We start from the raw sequence: 23,271 nt of genomic DNA, 5'->3' as shown, positions 1-23,271 counted from the left end.
ATAAACTGAATTACTCGTCTTCCATTTCTTCTTCTAAATTAAATTCTTTTAGTTTGTTTTTTCCACCTTTGCTGGCAACTTGGCCTTCCTGATTTGCATTTTGTCCGCCCTTTTTAGCAATTTGTCCGCCTTGATTTGCGTTTTGTCCAGCATTTCCGCTAATTTGTCCGCCTGTTTCTGCATTTTCATTAACTCCAGCATTTCCACCTTGATTTGCTAGATTATTGTGAATGGTAATATTAAAACAAATCTTCTCATGTTCTTTTTCTCTATTCTTTCTATGAGCATTGTTATTGCTGTATTGGGGATATGATTCATCTACATAATAGCTATCATCTTCAGGGTTATAGTCCCAATAATACTTTTTTATTGTAATCACTCACCTTTCTATTTTTTCTCTATTAATATATTCATTAATTGAAAAGGTGTTTGTGTGTTTGTCCTACTATTTTAAAGTTTTCATTGATGAAGTTCTTAGGTATATAATGTAGAGGACATTATGTTAACTATGGGTGTATATCTTATACAGCTTAAAAACAGAAAAAAACTCCTGATCGCCTATGGAGTTTTTTCTCTTAAGAACTTAAATAAGAAAAGGATGCCTTACGGCGTCTTGGCTAGTCTGTTCGAGAAGAATAATTTCATTCGTTAATATAAAAAATAGGGTATTTATTTAATGCATTATAGCATCGTAGATAGTTTACGCAAATTCATTTTGTATTATAAATACTGGTTCTTAACTACTGCTGATTTTCATATACTATAGAACTCGGAAAAGCTAATCTTCTTTTGGGACTAAACCTTCAAAAGTAGAGGGAAAGCACCCTGACTATTTAAAATATAGTCAGGGTGTTTTCGTTTTGGTAATTCTTATTGAAAACAGAAAAAAACTACTGGCTCATCAGGGACCAATAGCTTTTTTCGTGACGCAATTAGAAGTTAGTCGTGATGATTTTATACATCTTGAGTAGTTTGCTCAAGTTATCAATAATGTATGTATCAAAACGAAAAAACCACCTGATTTGTCAGAGGTGGATTTCCTTTAGAAATTCTACATATAGCTAGTTTGCTCAAAATACTATTAATTATCCGTCTGTATAAGAACTGAGTATAAATTACTTTTAATAGGAGTTCCGAAAAAATGTTATATGTTTACTAAGGTTGTATACATAATTCATTAGAAAAACAGAAAAACCTATCTCTTTCCAGTCAAAAGAGATAGGTTTTTTCCGTTACGTAATTGGGTTTCATGAGTGATGCCTCATTGCATCTTGAGTAGTTTGCTTAAAATATGAAATTTTACTCATTACTGTACTCTTGTGACATGAAATTTTTAGATACAGTCTATAAGCTTAATGTCATTACAGAATAGGATTTCGTGATGGGGGGACTTTATTTAATAAAGAAAGGAGGGAATACAATGAAAAAGAAATGTTCTGTTTTATTATGTACGTTAGCTTTAGCTATGATGACTTTCGGCTTACCTGTTAATGCTGAAAATAATAACGTAGATAGAGCAAATTATAATGATGACTTAAATTATAATAATGACGTAAACACTCGAAATGTCACTACAGCAACTGATACGGATGATAATAATGATTCACCTTGGGAATTGCTTGGATTATTAGGACTAGTTGGTCTTTTTGGTCTTAAAAGAAGAGATGATCGTGAAGAAAAAGTTCGTTAATATCTATTTTTTTGAATGAGTAGAGATAAATAGCTGTGATGAGAGCCACAATTTATAATCTCTCCAACAATTCCAAAAAAACTACCTATAGGGTAGTTTTTTTGGGTTTAATAACAAGGATATAGTGGACGATGCCCTTTTAAACATCTTGGTTAGTTTGCTTGAAATATGGAATTATATTCTTTGATTAATTAATTTTTCGATAGAAGTAGAAGAATAATAAAACAAAATTTGGAGACGTTAAACATGTGCATAGCAAGGAAGGTGGCACACTATCATGAATTTTGTAAGGAGGATAACAATGGGTATTTTAAGTGGAAATCCTACAGATGAACCGATGCATTATGGGGAGGTATTTGGAACGTGGTCGTATGTTTCTACCTCAAAAGGGTTAGTGTCTGGCTATCAAACATTTCTAAATCATGTAGGTGACAAGGATCTACATAAATTGGTACAAGAGACAATCGAACAGTGCCAGCAAGAAATAAAAAGCATTGAAACATTGTTAAAAGAAAATGGAGTAGGCTTACCGCCAACCCCACCTGAACGACCTGAAGCTTGTTTAGATGATATCCCAGTGGGTGCACGTGTTCAAGACCCAGAAGTAGCTGCAGCAATTTCAATGAATATAGCTGCTGGTCTAGTTACGTGTAGTCAATTGATTGGACAATCTATTCGTGAAGATATTGCAGCCATGTTTGCACAAATTCATATGCAAAAAGTAGCTCTTGGTGGAAAGTTCTTAAGACTTAATAAAGAAAAAGGTTGGTTAATTCCACCTCCTCTTCATAAGTCTAAAAAAACTGATTGTTAATGATTAGCTTTCTATAAAATACAGTAAGGTGTCTCTTAGCAAATAGGGATACCTTTTTATTTCCGATAAAATCCATTATATTAAGTAAAAATGAATACCGTATACAGCCTAAAAAAGCGAAAAACCACTGTTTCCGTCAGTGATTTTTCTGGTTATCAATATGTGCTATACATACTTTGATGCCTTCTGGCGTCTTGAGTAGTTTGCTCAAAAGATTTATTTATATAAGCTTTATTTTTTAAAATTAATCACAATCATAATCACATTTGCAACAGCAATCGCAACAACAATCTATTTTTTCTCTACATAATTCAAATTCATGTTGACAAATAAAAAGTGCCTGTTGTAAAGTAGCAATTTGTTGTTGAGCAGCAGCAAGTGCTTGTTGACATGTAATATCGGATGAACATGGGATAGGTGGAGCTAATAAAAAGGGAGTAAATTCAATTATGGTCGGTGGGTTTCCGTTTAATAGAATAGCATCACCGGAACCTGGTCCGTCTCCGGAAGGCCCGTCTGGAGAACCCCACCAGTTGTTGGTAGCATCTAAATCTCTTGGCGATACAACATATGCTCCTGTCCCGATATTAAGTCCTGCAATATTATTGCCTTGTATATTGTTATTCTTTGCACGGATATTGCTATTAGAACCAAATCCAATGTCCTGAACACTGATTCCATTAGAAATACTGTTTTGTAGGATATGGTTGTAAATTTCAGTTCGGTCAGTTCCGCCTCCAAAGAAAATAGAGCTCCCTTACGTGTTTGTTACAGTATTACAAGCTATTTCAACATTGGTGGTATCGAATAAAGCTATGGAGTTATCTGTGAGAACTTCATTTCTTGTAATAACAATATCGGTGGCCGTCGGACCAATCATATTGATAGATGCATTGGCATGTGGCCCGGTAAAACGGTTACTATCAATCAAAATATTTTGAATTCCCTGATCAGAATAGATTCCATTTCCAGTTGCAGCGCCAGGTTGATTGTTATTATTAAAAAGATTTTGTCTAATTTGTGTTTCAGTTACTCCATTGGAATTTGCATAGTAACCAATAACATTATTTTGTACAATATTATTAAAAAACCAATAACCAGAAAAGGTTGCAGGAGAGAATGCTCCAGCTCCAGCAGTGTTACCCTGAATGGTAAATCCATCAACTACTACATTGTTTGCTGTCAATTGAACAAGGCCAACGCCACTTGTACCAGTTATGATCGATTCTATGCTAGGTGTACCAGATCTTGTTCTAGCATCAATACCGGCTTGAGTTCCTAGTAATTGAATCATTTTATCAATAACAATAGGTCCTGTATACATACCTGGTAATACACGGATAGTATCATAATCACTTGCTGCGTTAATAGCATCTTGAATTGGGTTTCCAGGGCCAGGGCTCACGATAATTTCACTAGCCATATTAATCACCTCACTTTCAAACAATCTTATATTATAGTATTAAGAAAAGAATTTATTGATTTATCGAGAGAAGTGAAAAGGTTAGTTGGAAAACCAGTTCATGATCCAGAAGTACAAGAGTTGGCAAATAAGCATTTGCAGGCATCTCTTAAATACGTTGGTGAGGAGGCTATGCATGCCTTTGGAAAATTAGAGAATGAGGAAATAGGAGATTTTCAAAGTATGATGGCCTCTCCTTATACAGAGGAAGAAGAAAAATGGTTAGACCAAGTGATAGAATATTATATAGTTCAAAATGGAATGTATAATCCTAATCAACATAATGGTAAATAATTATATTTAAGCTAACTTATTAGCCCAGATAGTTAAAGAAACCTATAGAATTTTCTATAGGTTTCTTCTGCTACCTAGAAATATAACATGCTCCAAGAAAAAAGGTATTTATTTCCTTTTATACTGTATATTATAATGAATATGTGTTGCTAAAAATAGGAGGAAATTAGATGGAGAAATTCTTTAAAGATGCTTTAAAGGTATCAATAGCCTCTTTAGTCATATCGATAACTTTATATATAGTTATAATTGCATTTTTTCTTTTATCAGTTGTTACAGCAAATATTTTTGGTACTGTGATTAAGATTATTGTGCCTATTTTAATTTTAGTTACAATACTCGGGTTTATTTATTCTTTCTTTATCAAAGGTAAACAGAAAATCCCTTTTTTAACATTACATTTTGTTTCCTTATATGCTCTTTCGTTTGGTATCTATCTCGCTGTCAGTTTTCAAGGGTTTGCGCCTTGATAAATATTTACATAAAAAAAGAACCCTTCGCTCATATAGGCAAAGGGTTTTCAAATTTATCGGAATAGGGGGAATACGTTATTAGTCTGGCCAGATTTGTAGATTCATATACATATAACTTTAAAAATAAATAATTTGACCGAATCTGTTTTTAGAAGATAACCTTTTTAAAACCTTTTCTTAAGTTAAGTAAATATTAAATCATTTTATGTATTGTTAAGATTTTAGTATTTACACTTAATGGCGACAAATAAGAAGTTTTTCTTCAAAATAAATAGTAGTTAAAAGGTTTTATCATTCAATTAATGATACAGATTCTCCATATGTCCTTCTTTTTACTATCTATAAAATGACTTCATCTTTCTCCTTGGCTAATATAATCATTAAACGTAGCATTCTTTATTACAATTTGACCTCCACATTCATCCGCCAATTGTTTAGCAGACTCTTCATCAATGGGAAATGCTAACGATTCATCATTAGTAAATTCGTAACTGGATACCTCTTTCTTTTTTACGTTCTTATACGAATGATATACGTAATATAATGTACCTACCTTTATAAAATAGTATGGATACTCCCTGTTAGGCAACTTACTTCCCTCCATTTCTGCACCCTTCAATTACTTTATAAGTCACTATTACTATCTTACTTGAACTTACAAAGGTAAAATCCTTCTACGCCAAAGGGTTTTCTTTTACATGTCTTCCGGAGAGCTCTATTATATTAACTAACTTTGCTCGTCTTATAAAAGACTTCTTTGAGAGGAATCTAATTATCTTATAACGAATTACTAAAAAGATTTTATATAAAGAAAAGGAGGAATTTATTTGAATGTAAAAATTAAAGAATACGAATTGCCCCATGCAGATTCAGGACCTTATGGGATTACTTCAGGAAGAGACGGCGCACTTTGGTTTACTCAACACAAAACCAATCGAATTGGGCGAATGACTATAAAGGGTAAGGTGGAGCATTTTAATATCCCTACTATTAATGCTGGGGCACTATCCATTATTTCTACGACTCAGGGTGACATTTGGTTTACGGAAAATAAAGCTAATAAAATTGGAAAACTAACAATAACAGGAGAGATTATGGAATATGTCCTACCAAACCCAGATTCAGCACCTTTTGGAATAACTGAAGGGCATCACGGAGACATTTGGTTCACAGAAATGAATGGAAATAGAATAGGACGAATTTTACCATCAGGCGAAACAATCGAGTATGACCTACCGCACCCTGCTTCCTACCCTTCTTTTATTGTGGCAGGTTCTGATCATGCTTTATGGTTTACTCTAAATCAAAGTAATCAAATAGGGCGTATTACGTTAGAAGGAGAAGTAACTACCTATCAGTTACCTACAGCACAAGCTGGGCCTGTAGGGATTACGAATGGGCCGGATGAGGCACTTTGGTTTGTAGAAATTAACGGCAATAAGATTGGTAGAATTACCACTTCCGGAGTTATAAATGAGTATGCTATTCCTACCCCGAATGCTCGTCCACATGCAATTGTAACAGGTCCCGATGGTGCTTTATGGTTTACTGAATGGGGAAGCAATCAAATAGGGCGTATTACAGTGAATGGGAAAATTACGGAATATCCTATACCTACAAAAAATGCGGAACCACATGGTATTGCAGTCGGATCTGATCATGCCTTATGGTTCGCAGAGGAATGTAATAAGTTAGGTCGATTGAGTTTTGTCCAAAATCCATGAGAGGCAGTGAATATTTATGGAATCGAATAAAACAAACGGCCCAGATCCTACAGAGAAATATCCGATTAAAGGAAATGATGTTGTACAATTCATAAAAAATACAATTACTAGGCCAAATATTATTGTAGGTGATTATTCTTATTACGATGCAATAAAGGGAGATTCCTTTGAGGATCAAGTATTGTATCATTATGAGTTCTTTGGTGATCGACTTGTTATAGGGAAGTTTTGTGCTATCGCCCGCGGCGTAACATTTATTATGAATGGAGCGAATCATAGGATGGATGGCTTCTCAGCTTATCCGTTCAATATCTTTGGGCAAGGTTGGGAAAAACATACCCCAACGCTAGATCAATTGCCGTTTAAGGGAGATACGATAATTGGAAATGATGTCTGGATTGGAATGGACACGGTGATTACGCCCGGAATTAATATAGGTGACGGTGCCATTGTAGCAGCCAAGTCAGTTATTACAAAGGATGTGGAACCCTACACGATTGTTGGAGGAAATCCTGCACAGAAAATCAAAGAACGTTTCCCAAAACAAATTATTAATAAATTATTAGAAATTAAATGGTGGGATTTAACTATCGATATTATTTCTGCACATATTGATGTAATAGTTAATGGAGACATAGACAAGCTAGAAAAATTGAAAAATTACAATTAAGAAAGGACAATTATATATAATTTCTATTAGGTTAACTAAAAATGTGTAGGATACACGAATGAAAAAACACGAAGGTCTTTTGATAAATAGAGAGAATTATACCATGAGGAGGAGATTGAATTGAAGCTGCTACAAATTAGGCTATTAGTTAAGGATTTTAAAAAAAGTGTTGAATTCTATAAAGATTTACTCAGAATTCCAATAAGTTGGTATGAAGAAGAAATGGAGTATGCACTTTTCAATAATGGGGAAACGAAAATTGAGCTTTTATCTCAGAAGGCCATGACAGAAGTAATTGGAAAGGAAAACAAGTCTTCAGATGGAGAATCCACATCAAATTTTTTGCTTCAATTTGAAGTAGAAGACGTTGATAAGACCTATGATTATCTGAGAAAAAATGGGATTGAATTTGTTACTGAACCACACGATCGTAAAGAATGGAGATCACGTATTGCACATTTTCGGGATCCAGATAATAATCTTATTGAAATATATAAAATGCTGTAATTAATCAGGAAATTTTTATACTCATTGTAGCTCTGTTTCGATTTATTCGAACGGAGTTATTTGTGCTATTACCGATATGGTACATTATGGTAACTAGATATCTATCCTTATAAGGAATAGATTTATTCTTAAGCAAAGAATTTAATTGTTGGATATCCCTATAAAAGCATTATAATGGAATTTGGACCAATAATAGTTATATGGAGGAATAAAAGTGAAATTAAGGATTTTAGTAGGGATGCTATTAATTGTCATGGCAGTAGCCGGATGTACAAATGATAATATGAGTGATAGCACAAAGGAAAAACAGAACGAAGAAAAGAAACAAGACATTAAAGTAGTAGAAGAAAAGTCGTATAAGTATGATGGTAAATTTACTTATTCTGCGATTATCAAAAATGAAAGTAAAAAAACTCTAAACATTAATGACTTGAAGATAAATTATATCAACAAAAAAGATCAAGTCGATAAAAATAATATTGAAGCCTCAGTTCGAGTAGCTCCGTATATTTTAAAACCAGGTGAGAAGGCATATATTTCAGCAGAAGCTCTTACTGATCTTACTAAGTTTAAGAATTATGATGTTAAAATGACGCTGCCTAACGTAAAGCCTGCAAATGATGTATTAAAATTAGAAGTAAATAAAAACTCTGTAAAAATTAACAAAGATATACAAGATGATGAAACAATTTATGCAGTTGGCACAGTTAGAAATAATACAAAAAAATTTACAGAATATACGATGATAGGCGCTGGAATGTATGGTAAGAACCATGAATTTATAGGTACAGCATTTGGTGAGTCAAAAGACAGTTTAAAACCAGGAGATTCTAGCTCATTTGATTTATCTTCTCAAGAAATCCCTCAAAAAGAGTTAGATAAAGTAAAAACATTCAGTGTAAGTGCTACTACATATTTTAATAAATAAAGATATAGAAAAAAGCCCTCTTATAGGAGGGCTTTTTTGGTTCTTATAATGGTGATTACGTTAACTAAGAATGAACATTCTATACAATTTAAAAGAAGAAAAAGACCACCTCTTCCCAGTCAAAAGAGATGGCCTTCTCCTATTCGTTGAATTGTAGTCGTAAATGACTCTATCACAGTGTCTTGTTTAGTCTGCTCAAAGTCTTAATAATAATTCCTTAAATTTACTTTTTTCTACATTAAGTCTTAATTAATTATATAAGGAGACTTACATTACAGGAAATAAGAAGAAATATGTTGAATAAATAGTATCAATTTCTAATGTATTGTTGTTAAATTTTGAAATCTAATAAATCTGAATGAAGAAGGTTGGAGGAAGGTGTGCTAGAAGAAGAGAATAAGCTTGACCAGGAATGGATTAGTCTTATGAAGGAAGCTTATCAATTAGGTCTTTCAATTGTAGAAATAAAAGAATTTATATATTCAAATCTAAAAGAGCCTATTTCTAAATGATGTAGTCTCTTTTTTAAAAAAGTTCATTATCTAAACCTTAAAGATAGTTTATTACTCAGTGACCTTTTTTCCCCCAGTACTTATTATTTTATACAGAGCTATAGATGTAGTCTCCACATCTGTAAAACGTTCAATCTCACCCGTTTCAACATTCCTCAATTGAAAGGTCTTTAGTTCTTTAGAATAGCTAAGGGAAAAGGTATTATGTACACTATAAATGGTATGAATAATTTCACTATCTTCATACTGTAATAAAGTTTCTAACATCTCTTTAATTTTAATTATTGTCATCTATCACTGAGCCCCCTTTTCACTATTTAAAGAAATATTGCAAATTAAAGTTTAATCTATTTTAACATAGGGTATATTTATAAGTTATTACCTCCCATAATTGAAATAAAGATTTCAAAAATGAAATAAATTTGTAAAAAAACAAAAGAATGTAATTTTTCATGGAGATTAGATGTTATATGAGAGACGTAACATAGGTGGAAACTAAGGATATATATGGCATAAAAGGTGGATTTGAAATACATGTTTTGAGGGTAAAAATATAAAGGGTCTTATTTAAAATTATATTTTGAGGAGGTAGGAGGTATCTAAAATTGAGTAGTGCATCTAGATTCAAAATGCGAATTTATAGCCCTCAGTGGGGACATAAGGACCTGTATCAGTTTAAAAAAACAAAAGAGGGTTGGACATTTGAAAACTATAGGTATAAAGGTGAAGTAGATAAAGGTGGTAAGCCTTTGTTTTATAAAGCCCTTCTTACTGAATCCATTTCCTATCCAAACTATCTAGAGACTTATATTTCTAGTGCATGGGAGAATGTTAATACGTTAAATAAAGAACAAGTTCAGAACATTTTTGATGAACTCTCTAAATGGGTATCAGTTAGCGAACATGACCTTAATTAACCTCTTATCATGTTGAAAAAATGAGTAAGATCATGGATATATCCAGTTTTAAAGATTCATTATAAAAGCTCTGTTGGTTTTTATCTAAAAACATATCTAATTGGCGTTAGTACAAAGAAGGAAGACGTTCGTTTATATACAAAGACTGAAAATAAAAATTGATAATCATTCATTTAGGGATACTAACTAAGGATAACGGTAATCAATGAACAAATAAGGGGTGTATAAAAAATGGAAACTATTTATAATCAGAGAGAGAAAATGACCGATTTTATTAGTGACAACAAACAGAATTTTCAAGATAAACTCTTATCTGAGGCGGTTAACGTAGCCTCTAAAATTAACGACATTTTAGAAACTGGCAATATTGATCTTTTGAAGAATGCTCAAAAGTTGTCTCTATATGTTGTAGAACAAAAAGAAGAACAACTCGTTGCCTTCGCTCAACAAGAAGGGGTAGCTTGGGCAGAGCACGCCTTAACTCTTGCTTTCAAACTAGAATGGGTACAGGCCATTAGGCGAACATTATGGCATTTTCTCTATCAATATGATCGAATAAATAAACAATTTAATAGCCGTGAAGAATTTTATGCCTTAGAGAAGCGAATTAATGATCGGATTGATCAATTTCTTAACACTTTTCTCATTAGTTATTCCAAGTATAAAGATGAACTAATTGCCTCTCAAAGGGACTTAGTCGAAAATCTTTCGGTACCCATTATACCACTTAGCCAATCTGTAGCTGTATTACCGTTGATCGGCATGATTGACCTCAATCGTATCCAAACGATTGAGGAGAAAGTGTTGATGGGCATCTCAGATTTAAAGATTCAAACATTAATTATAGACCTGTCTGGAATTGCTAACATGGAGATGCATGTTATTGACCATTTCCAAAAAATATTAACCGGCATTTCAATGATGGGAAGTCAAGCCATTCTCACAGGTTTACGTGCTGACCTAGTTAGGACCATGATTCACTCAGGAATTTCCTTTGAGGACAAGGCAGAAGCAAAAGGGACATTACAGCAAACATTAAAAGAATATCTAGAACAGAACCGGCTATAGGAGGAATTGAGGCATTTTCTCTATACGTGTAGATACAAGTGAGTTTGTGAAAATACAATCGTTTTGAAAAAATAAATAAAGTTTATTCTATCTAAGTAATTGTTACTAAGATACCCCTAGAGTTATAATTCTAGGGGTGTTTTTCTATAGTACTGATAATGCACATCATGAAACTAATTTCGTATATAATACATCACTATAAATCAGCTCATTTAAAAAAAGGAAAAATTTAAACTTCTAGCTTTTTTGAGTTTCTATTGCTTGTTTAACCACCGCATAGCTAGCATGACCTCAATACCTTCTTCATTAATTGTCAAGCTAATTGTTCTCGCGGAATGTTTTTTGGCTAGAAAAAAATGGTGATATTTTTGAGTCTTCATCTCAAAGTTCCAGAAGAGATCCCCATTGTTTTTGTCCTCTTTTAGGCACTGTTCTTTTACATAGCAGCAGTCTCACTTGTGCTCATGGGTATGAAATTATCCAGTCACTTTAAACATCCATACATATTTGGGCTTTCCAGTTTTGCACGCATAACAATTCCCCTAATGATTTTTGCGGATTTCCTTCAAAGATATTGCCTATATAGTAAGGTCAATTTTCAATCTTGTGCACGGCTTTTTAAAAAAACAACGGGTGTTTTACCCCATATTTTCCCCTTTGCGGCTGAATCAACAATTTCAATGTGGCCATATTGAAAATAAGCTTGTTGTAGTACTTCTTAATAACTTAATTTTATATTTTATTTAGTACATATAATAGAATCTTATTTTGCCTTCTTACATACTAATAACTTTCTTTCCAACTTACATATCCACTTATAACACCCTAACATAATGAGTAGGAGCATAGGATCAATAATAGCTGAATAACCTAAATTCCACCAGCCATAGTGAAAGTACCCCCAGGGTTCCTGAAGTAGTGTAATCATTTCATAAAGTAAAATACCTACTAACCAAAAGGTTAGATAGCAAATTTTTTTCATAATTGGCTTCTTAAAGGGGTACCAATTAAGAAACATCATGTTAACAGGTGGAAGCAGTACAGTATGGACAAGGATTCCCTTCCAATCAGCATGTTTTGTAAAATACCAGTAGGCGTGATACTTCAAATCGATAAAAACATCAAACATATGTTGAAAGGCAATGGTAAACATCCAAATATGAAAAATTTGATTTCCTGTTAATCTTTTATTTGTAGTAAATGCAATAAAATTAAATGCAATAATAGCAATAATAAGTCCTATCATATCCTGTATTTTCCTTTTTGGCCTGGAATACCGTATATTATTGAATGTAAAATTATCTTTAGGCTAATGTTTTTTATGAGAAAAGTTACAATTTGAATATAGAATGAGTTTTTCATAAAGGAAAGAAAAAGATTACCTCTGTACAGTAAAGCATAACTTTTTTTGAGTGGTAGTAGTTAACTGACGTTTTTTGTAATTTGCCCACAAAATAAAATCTCATTCAAATAAAAAAAGATATCTGAGGGAGTAGAAAATCTCTCTTCTAGAAAATGAAAGTGAGCATTTTAAGAATACTTATAGATTGATTTCACATACTAAAAAAAGATTAAATCTGTGAGGAGATAAGTAAATGGAAACCGAACATAATGTTAAATTGAGTGCTTCAGAGATTGCTCAACTGTGGTCATCTTACATGAATAGTAGCATGTGTCACTGCTTATTTACCTATTTTTCAAAAGTGGTAGGAGATACTCAGGTACAATCAATTCTAGCTAAGGGTTTAGAATTAACGGAAAAGCATTTACAAAAACTAACTACCATTTTCCATAAAGAAAAATTCCCTGTACCACAAGGGTTTGTAGTAAAAGATGACGTAAATACTTCTGCTCCAAAATTGTTTTCAGATAGCTTTATGTTATATTTCAGCTATAGTATGGGGGCAATGGCTCTTAATTTTTATGCTGTTGCGAAGACAGTATCTGTACGTTCAGATATAGATGCATACTTTTCTGAATGTATCCTTGAACTCAGTGAGTTCGATAGTGCAACTAAAAATTTATTGTTATCAAAAGGTTTATTCATTCGTTCTCCATACCTAAACCCATCTCAAGAAGTAAGCTTTGTTAAGGACCAAAAGTTTATGTCTGGTTGGTTCGGTGACAAAAGGCCTTTATCAGCAATTGAAATTACACACCTCTTTTTAAACTTGCAAAGAAATGCTTTGGGGAAAGCCGTAATGATAGGCTTCAGTCAAGTCGCTCAGTCCAAGGAAGTAGGAAAGTTTATGGTGCGTGGAAAAGAGATTGCGTTTAAACATACAGAGGTATTTGGTTCTGTGTTAAAAGATAATGATTTGCCGGCACCTATGTCTTGGGATAACGAGGTAACAAATTCAAAAATTGCTCCTTTTTCAGACAAATTAATGATGTTTATGACTACAGCTTTGATTGGTCTTAGTGTAGGCTTTTATGGTACAGCGATGGCAACAAGCACAAGAAAGGATTTATCTGTCCATTATGTTCGTTTATCTGCAGAAATTGCTAAATATGCGGAAGATGGTGCAACGATTATGATAAGTAATGGCTGGTTAGAGGAGCCCCCACTTTCTGAAGATCGTGACAAATTAGCCAACATATGAACTACAAAATAAATTCTAAGAATAGTGCTTAGCAGTAAAATACCCAAATATTTTCATTTCCGATATTGTTATTATGTCAACTACAGATTTATAACATATACAAATTGAAAAGCAGAAAAACTCCCTATTTCTATAAGAAGTTTTTCTATAGGTTAATGAGATTATAGATTGGAGATACTTCTCAGCATCTTGAGTAGTTTGCTCAGAGTAGAAAAATTCATGTAAGAAAAAATATCAAATTAGTGCTTCTTATACTTATTATATTAGCAAGGATTTTAACGAAAACTGAAGTTATAAATAGGAAAAGTAGCTAATATTATATTGGCTGCCTTTTCTTTCTCTGTAGGTCATATAAGAAATTATAAATACACGTAAGCGTGGATAAAATAAGGCATGAATTGGTCTTGTACAGATACGTTAGAACAGGACTTCCATTGATAATAACATTGATTTACACTACGCAGAAATGAATAAGCAACATCTCTATTTGAAGAGTACTTTTATCGTTTCTGAATTAAATAAGAAAAGGAGCATGAAACCCTTGAAAAAGTTTTCTGATTTTCATTTAAGTAAGAACATTGAAAAGGCCATTCATAATTTGGGTTTTGAAGAGGCTACACCAATTCAAGCTGAAGCTATTCCTATAGCTATGACGGGTAAAGATCTAATTGGTCAAGCTCAAACAGGTACTGGCAAGACAACAGCTTTTGGTATCCCCCTTATAGAACGAGTTGAGCTTTCTGAAGAAGCAATTCAGGGGATTGTGCTAGCGCCGACGCGTGAACTGGCGATTCAAGTAGCTGAAGAGTTAAATCGAATTGGACAGGTAAAAGGAGTTAAAACATTACCTATTTATGGGGGGCAGGACATTAATCGTCAAATCAAGGCCCTTAAGAAAAGGCCTCATATTATCTCAGCAACTCCTGGACGTCTTATGGACCATATGAAAAGAAGAACCATTCGTTTAAATCATATTCGTACGGCTGTTCTGGATGAGGCAGATGAAATGTTAAACATGGGTTTTATTGAAGATATCCAAACGATTCTTGGTGGCATCTCTTCTCCCCATCAAACTTTACTATTTTCGGCAACCATGTCCAAGCAAGTACAAAGTTTAGCACAGAAATTTATGAACACTCCTGAACTCGTGCAGGTAAAAGCGAAGCAGTTAACAGTAAAGAATATTGAGCAACAGTATGTAGAAATTCCAGAAAATCGAAAGTTTGATGTTCTTTGCAATCTGGTAGATCTTCAATCACCAGACCTGGCTATTGTATTTGGACGTACGAAAAAACGTGTGGATGAACTTGCCGAAGGGCTAAAAAAACGTGGATATGCAGCAGAAGGCATTCACGGAGACCTTACCCAATCAAAACGGGCCGATGTCATTCGTCAATTCAAAGAGCATACCATTGAGATTATGGTCGCAACCGACGTTGCAGCAAGAGGACTTGATATTACAGGTGTCAGCCATGTCTACAATTTTGATATTCCTCAGGATCCTGAAAGCTATGTTCATCGTATTGGTCGAACAGGACGGGCAGGTACTAAGGGATTGGCCGTTACATTTATAACTCCGAGAGAACGTCATCACTTAAAAGTGATTGAAGATGTCACGAAAACAAAAATGTCTAGACAATCACCACCCACTTCTAGTGAAGTAATGGCTGGACATCAGGAAGCAGTCATTCACCGCGTTTTGACCGCCATCGAAAAGGGTGAGTTTGGGGAATATAAACCTATGGCGGAAAAGTTATTAGAAGAGATGGATTCTGTTACCCTATTGTCAGCTACTTTAAAGCTCTTAACAAAAGAATCGAATATGGCTCCTGTCCAATTGACTGAAGTGGCACCACTTCGTAATAAAAAGGTAAGACCAGAACGTAAGAGAGGTAGAGGTAGAAAAGAGACAGTGGGCCGTAAAAAAAATTATAGAAAATAATCTCTTGTTGTTTGAAAACGGTATGCTTTACTAGCAGGTATCGAGATTTATCACACTGCAAGGTGTCAAAAACCACTAACCTTTAATCCTTATGATTGTGAAGAACTAAAAAATACCATACAAAAGAACTCGGCAAAAATAAAGAACCTTAGGAGATTTCAATTATCTCTAAGGAAATTGAAAGTAAAAACTTTATTATTTCTGGTATTAGAGGGATGAAGATATGAGCCAAAGTATATTTACTAATGGAGAAGTAGTAGCTATAAGAGAATCTAATGAATTAGTGACAATTTTAAAAAGTCATTATGTAAAAAACATGAAAAGATACTCTTATACAGTCGATAAATATCCTGGTACTTTTTTCTTTGAAGAAGAATTAATGAAACATGAATAACAATTACTATTGAATGAGTTCTGGTAAAAAGGACTTTTAAAATAAAAACAGACTCTGAAGGTAGAGTCTGTTTTTAGGATGGTTTTTTATGCTTTACGTACATTTGTCGCTTGTGGGCCACGTTGCCCTTGTTCGATATCAAAAGTCACTTCTTGACCTTCATCTAAGGATTTAAAACCTTCCCCTTGAATAGCTGAGAAATGAACAAACACATCTTCTCCACCTTCACGCTCGATAAATCCGAAACCTTTGTCAGCATTAAACCATTTCACTTTACCGTGTTCCATTTTTGTTGCCTCCTACAATATAGAAAATAAACCAGATTATAATTAAACCTAGTTTATTTATTATATTATCCGAATAAAGGCACTTTAAATTTAAATTAATTTGCTCTTTCTAATGTTCACTCATTAATCTTGAGATTTTATATATTGAGTATGAAATTGAAGATATTATCACCTTTGAGGCTATACCTAATTACTAAAAAAGGTTCTAAAAAAAGCCTTTTTTGGTGCCTAGAAGTCACATTATGGTAATTAAACTAAGAGGATCAGAAAAAATCTGGGCTTTTTTTACAAATTAATCGTTGACTTAGAGCTAACTCTAAGTTGTAACATGTAAAGAAAGGAGGAAATGGAAATGTATAGTATATCCGAAGTTGCTATGAAAACAGGGTTTACAACTCATACGTTACGGTATTATGAAAAGATTGGGTTATTGTCTTCACCATTAAGAAAAGGTGGAAAAAGAAGATATACAGAAGGTGAAATTCGCCTTCTCAAATTTATGAAAATGTTAAAACAAACAGGGATGTCTTTAGAGGATATCCAGGAATTTTTAAAGGATGGATGTCTCCTAGAAAACATCGACTCTGCTGCCATTCAATTAAAAAAGGTTCAAACAAGGGCGGATATTTTAAACAAACACTTACTTCTTCTAGAAAGGCAAAAACAAGAGATTGAAACAGTTATGAATCTGACAAAAGAGAAATTAGAGACGTATGAAACAATGATTGGAGATTTGAAAGATGAAAAGTAGAATATACCTTATGTTAATAGGTTTTGCTATCTTCACAGGTGCTACGTTCAATTTGGCTAAATATGCTGTTCACTATTTCTCGCCTGCAAGTGCTGCCGCATGGCGGTTTGGGATTGCTGCACTTGTTATGGTTCTGATATTAGGATTGCAAAAACAAATAAAGTCAAAAACCCTTAAGATCCATTGGAAAATGTATATCTTACTTGGCATCATAGGAATTTTTGGGTTCAATGCCTTTTTCTTTTTAGGAATGCAATACACTTCACCTTTAAACGGAGCTCTCATCATGGGAACTAACCCTCTAGTAACTGCACTTTTTGCTTATTTTATTTTAAAAAATCCTATTACAAAACAACAGATGCTGGGTATATCTTTTGCCTTAGTAGGCGTTATTCTTGTCCTTACGCAAGGTTCATTAGAAATTATTCAAACACTGTCTATTTCTAAAGGTGATTTACTAATATTAGCAGGGAACTTATGTTGGGCCTTATATGGTGTATTAGGGAGAAAATATTTGAATGGTAGTTCTTCAATGGAGACAACTACTTATACAATGATTGTGGGTTCTCTTTGCCTTGTCATCTTAACAGCTTTTTCACCAAGCCCTCAGCCCTTGTCTCACGTTACATGGTCAGCTTGGGGAGCTATTCTCTTTATGGCTCTATTTACAAGTGTATTAGGCTATCTATGGTGGAATAAAGGAATGGCTACGATTGGTGCAAGTAATACATCTTTATTTTTTAATTTAGTTCCAGTCGTTACTATGATCCTTTCTATTTTAACTGGTACACTTATTACCTTACCTCAAGTAATAGGTACGTGGTTAGTTATTTTGGGCGTTTTAACAGCTTCTGGCTTCTTAAACTTGAGAAGAAAACAAAAAGTTTCGGCTTCAATATAACGATGAACTGCTAAAGCCTATATAAAAAATATATAGGCTTTATTACTTCCGATAACTTTGTTATATCATTTTTAAAAATTCAATTTTTTACACCCACATGTTCAATTATTCGCTTCATTGCCTGAATTTGGCCCATATGAGTTGCTTCGTGCATCAGTGTAACACCCGCCAGCTCTCCAAAGGTTTTACATCCCAGAAATGGCTTTTCCAAGTTATTGTTTAGCTGTTCAGCAGGAATTTGCTGAATACGAGCCAATTGGTCTTTTAGTTGGATCTTGAGCTCCTCCACAGTAGGTACATCCCCTGTCCAATCGGCTGGTTTCGTACCATTTCCGAACAATTCCATATAGTTTGCTGGAAGATGGGTTGTTGCATGAGGAAAACCAAACATAGTTTGTTCAGTAACTGTCAAAACGTGACCTGTATGCCAATGAATTGTGTTGTTAAAACCATCTGGCTGCACATCAGTTTGATCCTCCGAAACAGCTCCTATGATTTTGAGGAAGTACTCTCTTCCAATTTCAAATTGCTTGAATACAAGTTTGTTCATCTCTTTCTCCCCTTTCACTAATACAATCATCCATATTATACCACCTATGGGGGAGAGAAGAATAGAATTTAGTTACCTCTAGTGCTTCAAAATATTCGCGCCCAGTTAACATAACTTACCTATTCTTGTCACTTATACTTTATTAATAGATTACCCTTTTCTAATTAAGTTGGGTAAGTTTGTATATCGTATTCCTTTGTTAAAAGAATAGAATCTAAGGAAAATAGTTGACTTAGGCAAGTGTTAAGGTTAGAATTGGTAAATAATTACGTTTATATTATTTAAAAGAGGTGTAAAAATGATCAATGTACAGAGTAATTGTGGCCTTGAATTTAGGAAGTTCAACCGGTTTTACACAGATATTTTGGGCTTTTTAAATGAACATATCTATGACAGTCCGTTTTCTTTAACAGAAACTCGTATTCTATTTGAAATTTATAACACTAATAATTGTACAGCTAAAAACATTCAAGAAAGATTAGACTTAGATGGCGGTTATGTAAGTAGAATTATCAAAAAATTCGAAAAAGAAAAATTGATTTATAAGCAAAAGTGTAAAGACGATGGACGTAATCATCTTTTATATGTAACCAGTTATGGGGAATTGATTTATAAAGAATTGGAGAAAAAAGCTAATCAGCAAGTAGAATATATTCTTGGAAGCTTGGACCATGATCAACAACAAAAGCTTGTAGCCTCAATGAATACCATACAAGAAATTCTTTCTACGTCATTTAAAGAAAAAGGCGAAGAAGCTGTTTCTGTTAGAAGCTATTATACCTCTGATGATATTAACAACATGATTGAACAACAATGGCTATTTTATAATCAAGTACATAAATGGGATAACAGCTTTTTATCATATCTTCAGGAGACCTTTAATGCTGATATAGAAAGAATCTGGATAGCAGAAATAAATCGCGAGTTTGCAGGCTGTATTGGCTTAGTGAATGATGGCAATAAGGTAGGACAGTTAAGATGGTTCTTAGTAAATCCGTCATTTCACAAAAAAGGAATAGGGAGTCAACTTATTAACTCTCTAGTTCAATACTGTAAAGAACTTGATTATGAACGCCTTTTTCTTTGGACCGTTAGTGATATGGTGACAGCTAGACTACTATATGAAAAATTTGGGTTTGAAATAAAGGAAGTGCAAGAGAAAAAATCCTTGTGGGGAGCTACTTTAATAGAAGAACGCTGGGATTTAGAGCTGAGGGAAAAATAATCACTTTTAGTTGAGGAGAATATATGAAAAGAACATTTCATTACGCTTGGATTATTGTTTTTGTTACATTTTTGACCTTTTTAGCTGTTCAAGGTGTTCGTCTTTCATTTGGAGCTTTTGTTGAGCCTTGGGAAACAGATTTCTCAATGGATAGAGGAACCATTTCTCTTATTTCAACATTGAGTTTTATCACTTATGGGCTGTCTCAACCACTCGTTGGAAGGCTTGTAGATAAATTGGGTGCTCGGTTCATTTTATCCTTTAGCACTTTTCTAGTAGGTATAAGTATTTTTCTCACATCTTTTGTAACTCATCCCTGGCAATTATTCTTTCTTTACGGAATTATGGTTTCTCTCGGCGTGGGAGGAGCCTCCAATGTGGCCGCAACAGTGGTTGTGACCAATTGGTTTAACGAAAAACGTGGACTTGCGTTTGGAATTATGGAAGCTGGTTTTGGTGCTGGACAAATGCTTCTTGTCCCAGGATCTCTCATGTTAATTCATTGGCTTAATTGGAAAATGACAGTTGTGATATTAGGCGCTTTTTTAGTGATTATTGTCTTTCCTATCGTCCTTTTATTTTTACGGAATCATCCTAATGAGAAGGGTTTAGTTCCTATTGGAGGCGAAATCGTAGAAGAAGGTAAAGGTACAGTCGAAAAAAAAGCTTTAAACACAACCTCTTCAATATGGAATGTCTTTCTAAAAAGAGAGTTTTGGTTTTTAATCTTACCTTTTGCTATTTGTGGTTTCACTACTACAGGATTAATGGATACGCATCTTATTCCTTTTTCACATGATCACGGATTTTCAACAAGTGTTACTAGTGCTGCCGTAAGTATACTTGCTGGGTTTAATATTATAGGTATCTTACTATCTGGTGTTGTGGCTGATCGCTGGAGTAGTCGCAAAATGTTATTCCTTTTATATGGAATGAGGGCGATATCTATTTGTATTCTCTTGTACAGTCATAATTCTGCATTGTTGCTTATTTTTGCAGTATTATTTGGATTAGTTGACTTTGCAACAGTAGCTCCAACTCAATTACTAGCTACCCAATATTTTAAAGAATACTCCATTGGTTTTATTTTAGGGTGGTTATTCCTTAGCCATCAAATAGGATCAGCATTGGGCGCCTATTTACCAGGTTTATTTTATAACGAAACAGGTAGTTATAATATTTCTTTTTATCTTTCAATTATGATCTTAGCAGGAGCAGCTATTTTAAACTTGTTACTGCCTGAACCTCATAAGATTTTGCAAAAGGAAAAAATAGATACTCACGAACAACTACATGGTTAATAGAAAGGTAAGCCTTAGTTAATGGCTTACCTTTTTTATTTGTTATAACTACCTATAAGAATGTTTATGTAAACTAACGTTGCATATAGTATGCATTTCTCACCCCTTAAAAGTATTAAAAATAGAAAGTAGGATAGGATGAATAAATAGACTAAATGTATTTTAGCAGCACTCACTTAATAAACATATACATACTCATCCACGTAATTGATAAAGAGGAGGATACCTTAAACAATGGAGAAAGCCAAAGTTAGTGTTATTCAATTATTTGCCATGATGTTTATTTTCAACCTAGGAACTGCATTAATCGTAGCTTATGGAATAAACGCACAAAAAGATGCTTGGCTTGCTATCCTTTTGGGGATGTGCATGGGGATGGTTTTATTTTTCATCTATTACTCTTTATTCCGTCAATATTCAACTCTCCCTCTTACTGGATATGCAAGGAAAATATTTGGTAAATATTTAGGATGGATCATTGGTTTGTTATACGTCCTAATTTTTTTGTATATGTCTGCTAGAAATGCACGTGACTTTGGCGATTTACTAGTCTCATCAACATTGACAGAGACCCCATTATTAGCTGTCAATTTCTCACTGGTTCTTGTAATATGTTATGTTCTTTATTTAGGTATTGAAGTGTTAGGAAGAACAGCAGAAGTATTTATTGTTGTCTTGCTGTTCTTGGGGATGGCAGGAAACTTCTTTATTTTTATTTCAGGGAATGCTGATTTTCATAAGTTGCAGCCCTTTCTTGAAAATGGATGGAAACTACCTTTAAAGGTGGCTTTTCGAGACGTTTTCTTTTTTCCTTTTGGTGAAATGATTGCCTTTACGATGTTGCTTCCTCATTTAAACAGACCTAAATTAGTGAAAAGAGTATGGCTATCTGCCATCGTTTCAAGTGGTCTGATCTTAAGTTGGACAGCAAGCTTAAATATTGCTGTTCTTAGTGTTGATGTAACAAAGAGATCGGTTTTTCCAACGTTAGTAACCATTGGAAAGGTGAACCTTTTAGATTTTATAGAAAGACTTGATGCGGTTGTTGTGTTTACGATGTTGCTTACGGTGTTTTTTAAAGTCTCTATCTTTTTGTATGGGGCCGTCATCGGAATAGTGGATTTATTCAAGTTAAACAATCGTCAACAAATTCTTTTACCAATCGGGGGAATTGTCATCTTTTTATCCATGACCATGGCCTCCAGTTTTTCAGAACATTTAGAGGAAGGTCATGATATTTTGCACTATTATTTCATGGGTTTTCATCTGCTTATACCCTTGTTAATGTTTTTAGTTTCCATGATTCGTAATGGTTTGAGGAAAAAAGATAGATCGAAACCAAATGTAATATAATAACGACTATGCTATATTCCAAGACCATCGAATTTAAACAAATTCCAAGGGCTTTTTTGATTACTGGAAAGAGGTATTATGTTAACTAAATATGTATAGAATAACTTATTTCTGAATTAGCTAATGAAGTATTGGACTTAAAGACAAGACACCCTATACGAGTAGGAATTAGTGGAATTACATCCTCAGGAAAGACAACACTTGCTAATGAACTCACTGAGGAACTTCAAAATAGGGGAAAGAATGTGATTAGAACAAGTGTAGATCATTTTCATAACTCGAGATCTATTCGTTACCGTCAGGGAAAAGAGTCAGCTTTTGGCTATTACCAAGATGCCCATGATTATGAATCATTTAAGCATAAGCTTTTAATTCCCTTAGGACAGGACCTAAGGGTAACGGTCATTATCAAGCAGCTTCTTTAGATTTAGCGACAGATCAATATGTTAAACCCACTATTCAACTAGCAACTGAGGATATGATTTTAATTGTAGATGGAACTTTTCTCTTTAAAAAGCAATTATGCAACCTATATGATTTTAAAATATTCGTTAGTACGACTTTGAATTAGCTAGGAAAAGAGGGGCCAAACGAGAAGAGCAAACCTTTGGAAGCTATGAAAAAGCCGAGAAAATGTTTATTAAAAGGTATCATGCAGCGTCAAAAATCTATTTAAATGAACATCAACCACAATTAAGCGCAGATGTAGTGATTAATAATAATGATTTAAATGATCCATATTTTATTTAAATCCTTATTTTATTTAAATCCTTACTTTATTTAATTAAGAGCATGTTTTCGTTTATATTTTTCGAAACGTGCTCTTTCTTTTTGATTATTTGTAAGTGGTACTAATATTTTGAGTAGAGATTATTTAAAAGTTACAAGGAGGGTATGATAGATGG

The 23,271-nt window shown here is 33.7% G+C and carries 26 protein-coding genes and 1 pseudogene; 20 read left to right on the top strand and 7 right to left on the bottom strand.

The features are described from left to right. Positions 1-10: 10 nt before the first annotated feature. Positions 11-379 carry a hypothetical protein gene (locus BG04_RS24320; RefSeq protein ID WP_174522641.1) on the bottom strand — a complete coding sequence of 123 codons (369 nt, stop codon included), beginning with the start codon at positions 377-379 and terminating at the stop codon, positions 11-13. 1,041 nt (positions 380-1,420) lie between these two features. Here BG04_RS24320 and BG04_RS24315 point away from each other — a divergent pair. Both BG04_RS24315 and BG04_RS24310 read left to right on the top strand, forming a co-directional pair. Continuing rightward, entirely contained in the window at positions 1,421-1,690 is a 270-nt protein-coding gene (locus BG04_RS24315) for a WGxxGxxG family protein (RefSeq protein WP_034651735.1), read from the top strand. Between the two features lie 301 nt (positions 1,691-1,991). Beyond that, positions 1,992-2,504, top strand: a complete 513-nt coding sequence (locus BG04_RS24310; protein ID WP_034651738.1) for a DUF3231 family protein — start codon at positions 1,992-1,994, stop codon at positions 2,502-2,504. Between the two features lie 757 nt (positions 2,505-3,261). On the opposite strand, the gene BG04_RS24300 is transcribed toward BG04_RS24310, so the two are convergent. Beyond that, the gene (locus tag BG04_RS24300) at positions 3,262-3,927 is read right to left on the bottom strand and encodes a right-handed parallel beta-helix repeat-containing protein (protein ID WP_034651745.1); all 666 of its coding nucleotides are present in this window, start codon (positions 3,925-3,927) and stop codon (positions 3,262-3,264) included. 120 nt (positions 3,928-4,047) lie between these two features. Between BG04_RS24300 and BG04_RS30060 the strand changes: the two genes are divergently transcribed. After that, entirely contained in the window at positions 4,048-4,260 is a 213-nt protein-coding gene (locus BG04_RS30060; protein WP_328117781.1) for a hypothetical protein, read from the top strand. Positions 4,261-4,430: 170 nt separating this feature from the next. Beyond that, a complete protein-coding gene (locus BG04_RS24290) occupies positions 4,431-4,730 on the top strand; it encodes a hypothetical protein (protein ID WP_034651751.1) in 300 nt (99 codons plus the stop codon). 355 nt (positions 4,731-5,085) lie between these two features. Here the strand turns inward: BG04_RS24290 and BG04_RS24285 are convergent, their stop codons facing one another. Continuing rightward, on the bottom strand, positions 5,086-5,322 hold the full coding sequence (locus BG04_RS24285) for a hypothetical protein (RefSeq protein ID WP_034651753.1): 237 nt from the start codon (positions 5,320-5,322) through the stop codon (positions 5,086-5,088). Positions 5,323-5,560: 238 nt separating this feature from the next. On the opposite strand from BG04_RS24285, the gene BG04_RS24280 reads away from it, so the two are divergent. From BG04_RS24280 to sinI, 5 genes are all read left to right on the top strand, one after another. After that, positions 5,561-6,457: a Vgb family protein gene (locus BG04_RS24280; protein ID WP_034651754.1), complete on the top strand. Its 897-nt coding sequence runs from the start codon at positions 5,561-5,563 to the stop codon at positions 6,455-6,457. Between the two features lie 16 nt (positions 6,458-6,473). Then, complete coding sequence (locus tag BG04_RS24275; RefSeq protein WP_034651755.1) at positions 6,474-7,127, top strand: Vat family streptogramin A O-acetyltransferase; 654 nt, start codon at positions 6,474-6,476, stop codon at positions 7,125-7,127. A 120-nt stretch (positions 7,128-7,247) separates the two neighbouring features. Continuing rightward, positions 7,248-7,634: a VOC family protein gene (locus tag BG04_RS24270; RefSeq protein ID WP_034651757.1), complete on the top strand. Its 387-nt coding sequence runs from the start codon at positions 7,248-7,250 to the stop codon at positions 7,632-7,634. A gap of 214 nt (positions 7,635-7,848) precedes the next feature. After that, positions 7,849-8,562 (top strand): hypothetical protein, encoded by a 714-nt coding sequence (locus BG04_RS24265; protein WP_034651760.1) that lies wholly within the window; start codon positions 7,849-7,851, stop codon positions 8,560-8,562. 380 nt (positions 8,563-8,942) lie between these two features. Next, positions 8,943-9,074 (top strand): DNA-binding anti-repressor SinI, encoded by a 132-nt coding sequence (gene sinI, locus BG04_RS30055; protein ID WP_080743106.1) that lies wholly within the window; start codon positions 8,943-8,945, stop codon positions 9,072-9,074. A 51-nt stretch (positions 9,075-9,125) separates the two neighbouring features. On the opposite strand, the gene BG04_RS24260 is transcribed toward sinI, so the two are convergent. After that, a complete protein-coding gene (locus BG04_RS24260; RefSeq protein WP_034651763.1) occupies positions 9,126-9,365 on the bottom strand; it encodes a hypothetical protein in 240 nt (79 codons plus the stop codon). Positions 9,366-9,679: 314 nt separating this feature from the next. Here BG04_RS24260 and BG04_RS24255 point away from each other — a divergent pair, with 314 nt between their 5' ends. Continuing rightward, complete coding sequence (locus BG04_RS24255; RefSeq protein ID WP_051975593.1) at positions 9,680-9,991, top strand: hypothetical protein; 312 nt, start codon at positions 9,680-9,682, stop codon at positions 9,989-9,991. A 231-nt stretch (positions 9,992-10,222) separates the two neighbouring features. Next, positions 10,223-11,059, top strand: coding sequence for an STAS domain-containing protein (locus tag BG04_RS24250; protein WP_034651766.1), 837 nt, complete (start codon positions 10,223-10,225; stop codon positions 11,057-11,059). Between the two features lie 763 nt (positions 11,060-11,822). Here BG04_RS24250 and BG04_RS24245 read toward each other — a convergent pair. Continuing rightward, positions 11,823-12,305 carry a hypothetical protein gene (locus BG04_RS24245; RefSeq protein ID WP_034651768.1) on the bottom strand — a complete coding sequence of 161 codons (483 nt, stop codon included), beginning with the start codon at positions 12,303-12,305 and terminating at the stop codon, positions 11,823-11,825. A gap of 349 nt (positions 12,306-12,654) precedes the next feature. Here BG04_RS24245 and BG04_RS24240 point away from each other — a divergent pair, with 349 nt between their 5' ends. From BG04_RS24240 to BG04_RS31140, 3 genes are all read left to right on the top strand, one after another. Next, on the top strand, positions 12,655-13,662 hold the full coding sequence (locus tag BG04_RS24240; protein WP_034651771.1) for a DUF3231 family protein: 1,008 nt from the start codon (positions 12,655-12,657) through the stop codon (positions 13,660-13,662). Between the two features lie 541 nt (positions 13,663-14,203). Then, positions 14,204-15,604, top strand: a complete 1,401-nt coding sequence (gene cshA, locus BG04_RS24235) for a degradosome RNA helicase CshA (protein WP_275955774.1) — start codon at positions 14,204-14,206, stop codon at positions 15,602-15,604. Positions 15,605-15,827: 223 nt separating this feature from the next. Beyond that, positions 15,828-15,998: a hypothetical protein gene (locus BG04_RS31140; protein ID WP_165351722.1), complete on the top strand. Its 171-nt coding sequence runs from the start codon at positions 15,828-15,830 to the stop codon at positions 15,996-15,998. Positions 15,999-16,084: 86 nt separating this feature from the next. Here BG04_RS31140 and BG04_RS24230 read toward each other — a convergent pair whose 3' ends face one another. Then, positions 16,085-16,285: a cold-shock protein gene (locus BG04_RS24230; RefSeq protein ID WP_013083582.1), complete on the bottom strand. Its 201-nt coding sequence runs from the start codon at positions 16,283-16,285 to the stop codon at positions 16,085-16,087. 352 nt (positions 16,286-16,637) lie between these two features. Here BG04_RS24230 and BG04_RS24225 point away from each other — a divergent pair, with 352 nt between their 5' ends. Both BG04_RS24225 and BG04_RS24220 read left to right on the top strand, forming a co-directional pair. Continuing rightward, a complete protein-coding gene (locus BG04_RS24225; RefSeq protein WP_034651776.1) occupies positions 16,638-17,036 on the top strand; it encodes a MerR family transcriptional regulator in 399 nt (132 codons plus the stop codon). Then, entirely contained in the window at positions 17,026-17,937 is a 912-nt protein-coding gene (locus BG04_RS24220; protein WP_034651778.1) for a DMT family transporter, read from the top strand. The genes BG04_RS24225 and BG04_RS24220 overlap by 11 nt, the downstream gene beginning before the upstream one ends. A 79-nt stretch (positions 17,938-18,016) precedes the next feature. Here the strand turns inward: BG04_RS24220 and BG04_RS24215 are convergent, their stop codons facing one another. Continuing rightward, positions 18,017-18,487: a DinB family protein gene (locus BG04_RS24215; RefSeq protein ID WP_034655141.1), complete on the bottom strand. Its 471-nt coding sequence runs from the start codon at positions 18,485-18,487 to the stop codon at positions 18,017-18,019. A 298-nt stretch (positions 18,488-18,785) separates the two neighbouring features. Here BG04_RS24215 and BG04_RS24210 point away from each other — a divergent pair, with 298 nt between their 5' ends. The 4 genes and pseudogenes from BG04_RS24210 (at position 18,786) to BG04_RS24195 (ending at position 23,116) form a co-directional block, all read left to right on the top strand. Next, positions 18,786-19,712 (top strand): bifunctional helix-turn-helix transcriptional regulator/GNAT family N-acetyltransferase, encoded by a 927-nt coding sequence (locus tag BG04_RS24210; RefSeq protein ID WP_034651780.1) that lies wholly within the window; start codon positions 18,786-18,788, stop codon positions 19,710-19,712. A gap of 23 nt (positions 19,713-19,735) precedes the next feature. Next, positions 19,736-21,013 (top strand): MFS transporter, encoded by a 1,278-nt coding sequence (locus BG04_RS24205; RefSeq protein WP_034651782.1) that lies wholly within the window; start codon positions 19,736-19,738, stop codon positions 21,011-21,013. A gap of 234 nt (positions 21,014-21,247) precedes the next feature. Further along, entirely contained in the window at positions 21,248-22,366 is a 1,119-nt protein-coding gene (locus BG04_RS24200) for a GerAB/ArcD/ProY family transporter (RefSeq protein WP_034651784.1), read from the top strand. A gap of 107 nt (positions 22,367-22,473) precedes the next feature. Next, positions 22,474-23,116: pseudogene (locus BG04_RS24195) on the top strand (hypothetical protein). Positions 23,117-23,271: the final 155 nt, after the last annotated feature.

The sequence above is a fragment of the Priestia megaterium NBRC 15308 = ATCC 14581 genome (genome assembly GCF_000832985.1).
Taxonomy (GTDB): Bacteria; Bacillota; Bacilli; order Bacillales; family Bacillaceae_H; genus Priestia; species Priestia megaterium.
The sequence above is the reverse complement of the archived record's forward strand: the minus strand, read 5'-3'. Positions and strand labels throughout refer to the sequence as shown.

Excerpts from the sequence above, each read along its gene's own strand:
- BG04_RS24245 (WP_034651768.1), bottom strand. The coding sequence starts at position 12,305 with ATGATAGGACTTATTATTGCTATTATTGCATTTAATTTTATTGCATTT.
- BG04_RS24225 (WP_034651776.1), top strand. The coding sequence starts at position 16,638 with ATGTATAGTATATCCGAAGTTGCTATGAAAACAGGGTTTACAACTCAT.
- BG04_RS24200 (WP_034651784.1), top strand. The coding sequence starts at position 21,248 with ATGGAGAAAGCCAAAGTTAGTGTTATTCAATTATTTGCCATGATGTTT.
- BG04_RS24220 (WP_034651778.1), top strand. The coding sequence starts at position 17,026 with ATGAAAAGTAGAATATACCTTATGTTAATAGGTTTTGCTATCTTCACA.
- BG04_RS24240 (WP_034651771.1), top strand. The coding sequence starts at position 12,655 with ATGGAAACCGAACATAATGTTAAATTGAGTGCTTCAGAGATTGCTCAA.
- BG04_RS24310 (WP_034651738.1), top strand. The coding sequence starts at position 1,992 with ATGGGTATTTTAAGTGGAAATCCTACAGATGAACCGATGCATTATGGG.
- BG04_RS24290 (WP_034651751.1), top strand. The coding sequence starts at position 4,431 with ATGGAGAAATTCTTTAAAGATGCTTTAAAGGTATCAATAGCCTCTTTA.
- BG04_RS24250 (WP_034651766.1), top strand. The coding sequence starts at position 10,223 with ATGGAAACTATTTATAATCAGAGAGAGAAAATGACCGATTTTATTAGT.
- BG04_RS24210 (WP_034651780.1), top strand. The coding sequence starts at position 18,786 with ATGATCAATGTACAGAGTAATTGTGGCCTTGAATTTAGGAAGTTCAAC.
- BG04_RS24260 (WP_034651763.1), bottom strand. The coding sequence starts at position 9,365 with ATGACAATAATTAAAATTAAAGAGATGTTAGAAACTTTATTACAGTAT.
- BG04_RS24230 (WP_013083582.1), bottom strand. The coding sequence starts at position 16,285 with ATGGAACACGGTAAAGTGAAATGGTTTAATGCTGACAAAGGTTTCGGA.
- BG04_RS24300 (WP_034651745.1), bottom strand. The coding sequence starts at position 3,927 with ATGGCTAGTGAAATTATCGTGAGCCCTGGCCCTGGAAACCCAATTCAA.
- BG04_RS24315 (WP_034651735.1), top strand. The coding sequence starts at position 1,421 with ATGAAAAAGAAATGTTCTGTTTTATTATGTACGTTAGCTTTAGCTATG.
- BG04_RS24275 (WP_034651755.1), top strand. The coding sequence starts at position 6,474 with ATGGAATCGAATAAAACAAACGGCCCAGATCCTACAGAGAAATATCCG.
- BG04_RS31140 (WP_165351722.1), top strand. The coding sequence starts at position 15,828 with ATGAGCCAAAGTATATTTACTAATGGAGAAGTAGTAGCTATAAGAGAA.
- BG04_RS24205 (WP_034651782.1), top strand. The coding sequence starts at position 19,736 with ATGAAAAGAACATTTCATTACGCTTGGATTATTGTTTTTGTTACATTT.
- BG04_RS24215 (WP_034655141.1), bottom strand. The coding sequence starts at position 18,487 with ATGAACAAACTTGTATTCAAGCAATTTGAAATTGGAAGAGAGTACTTC.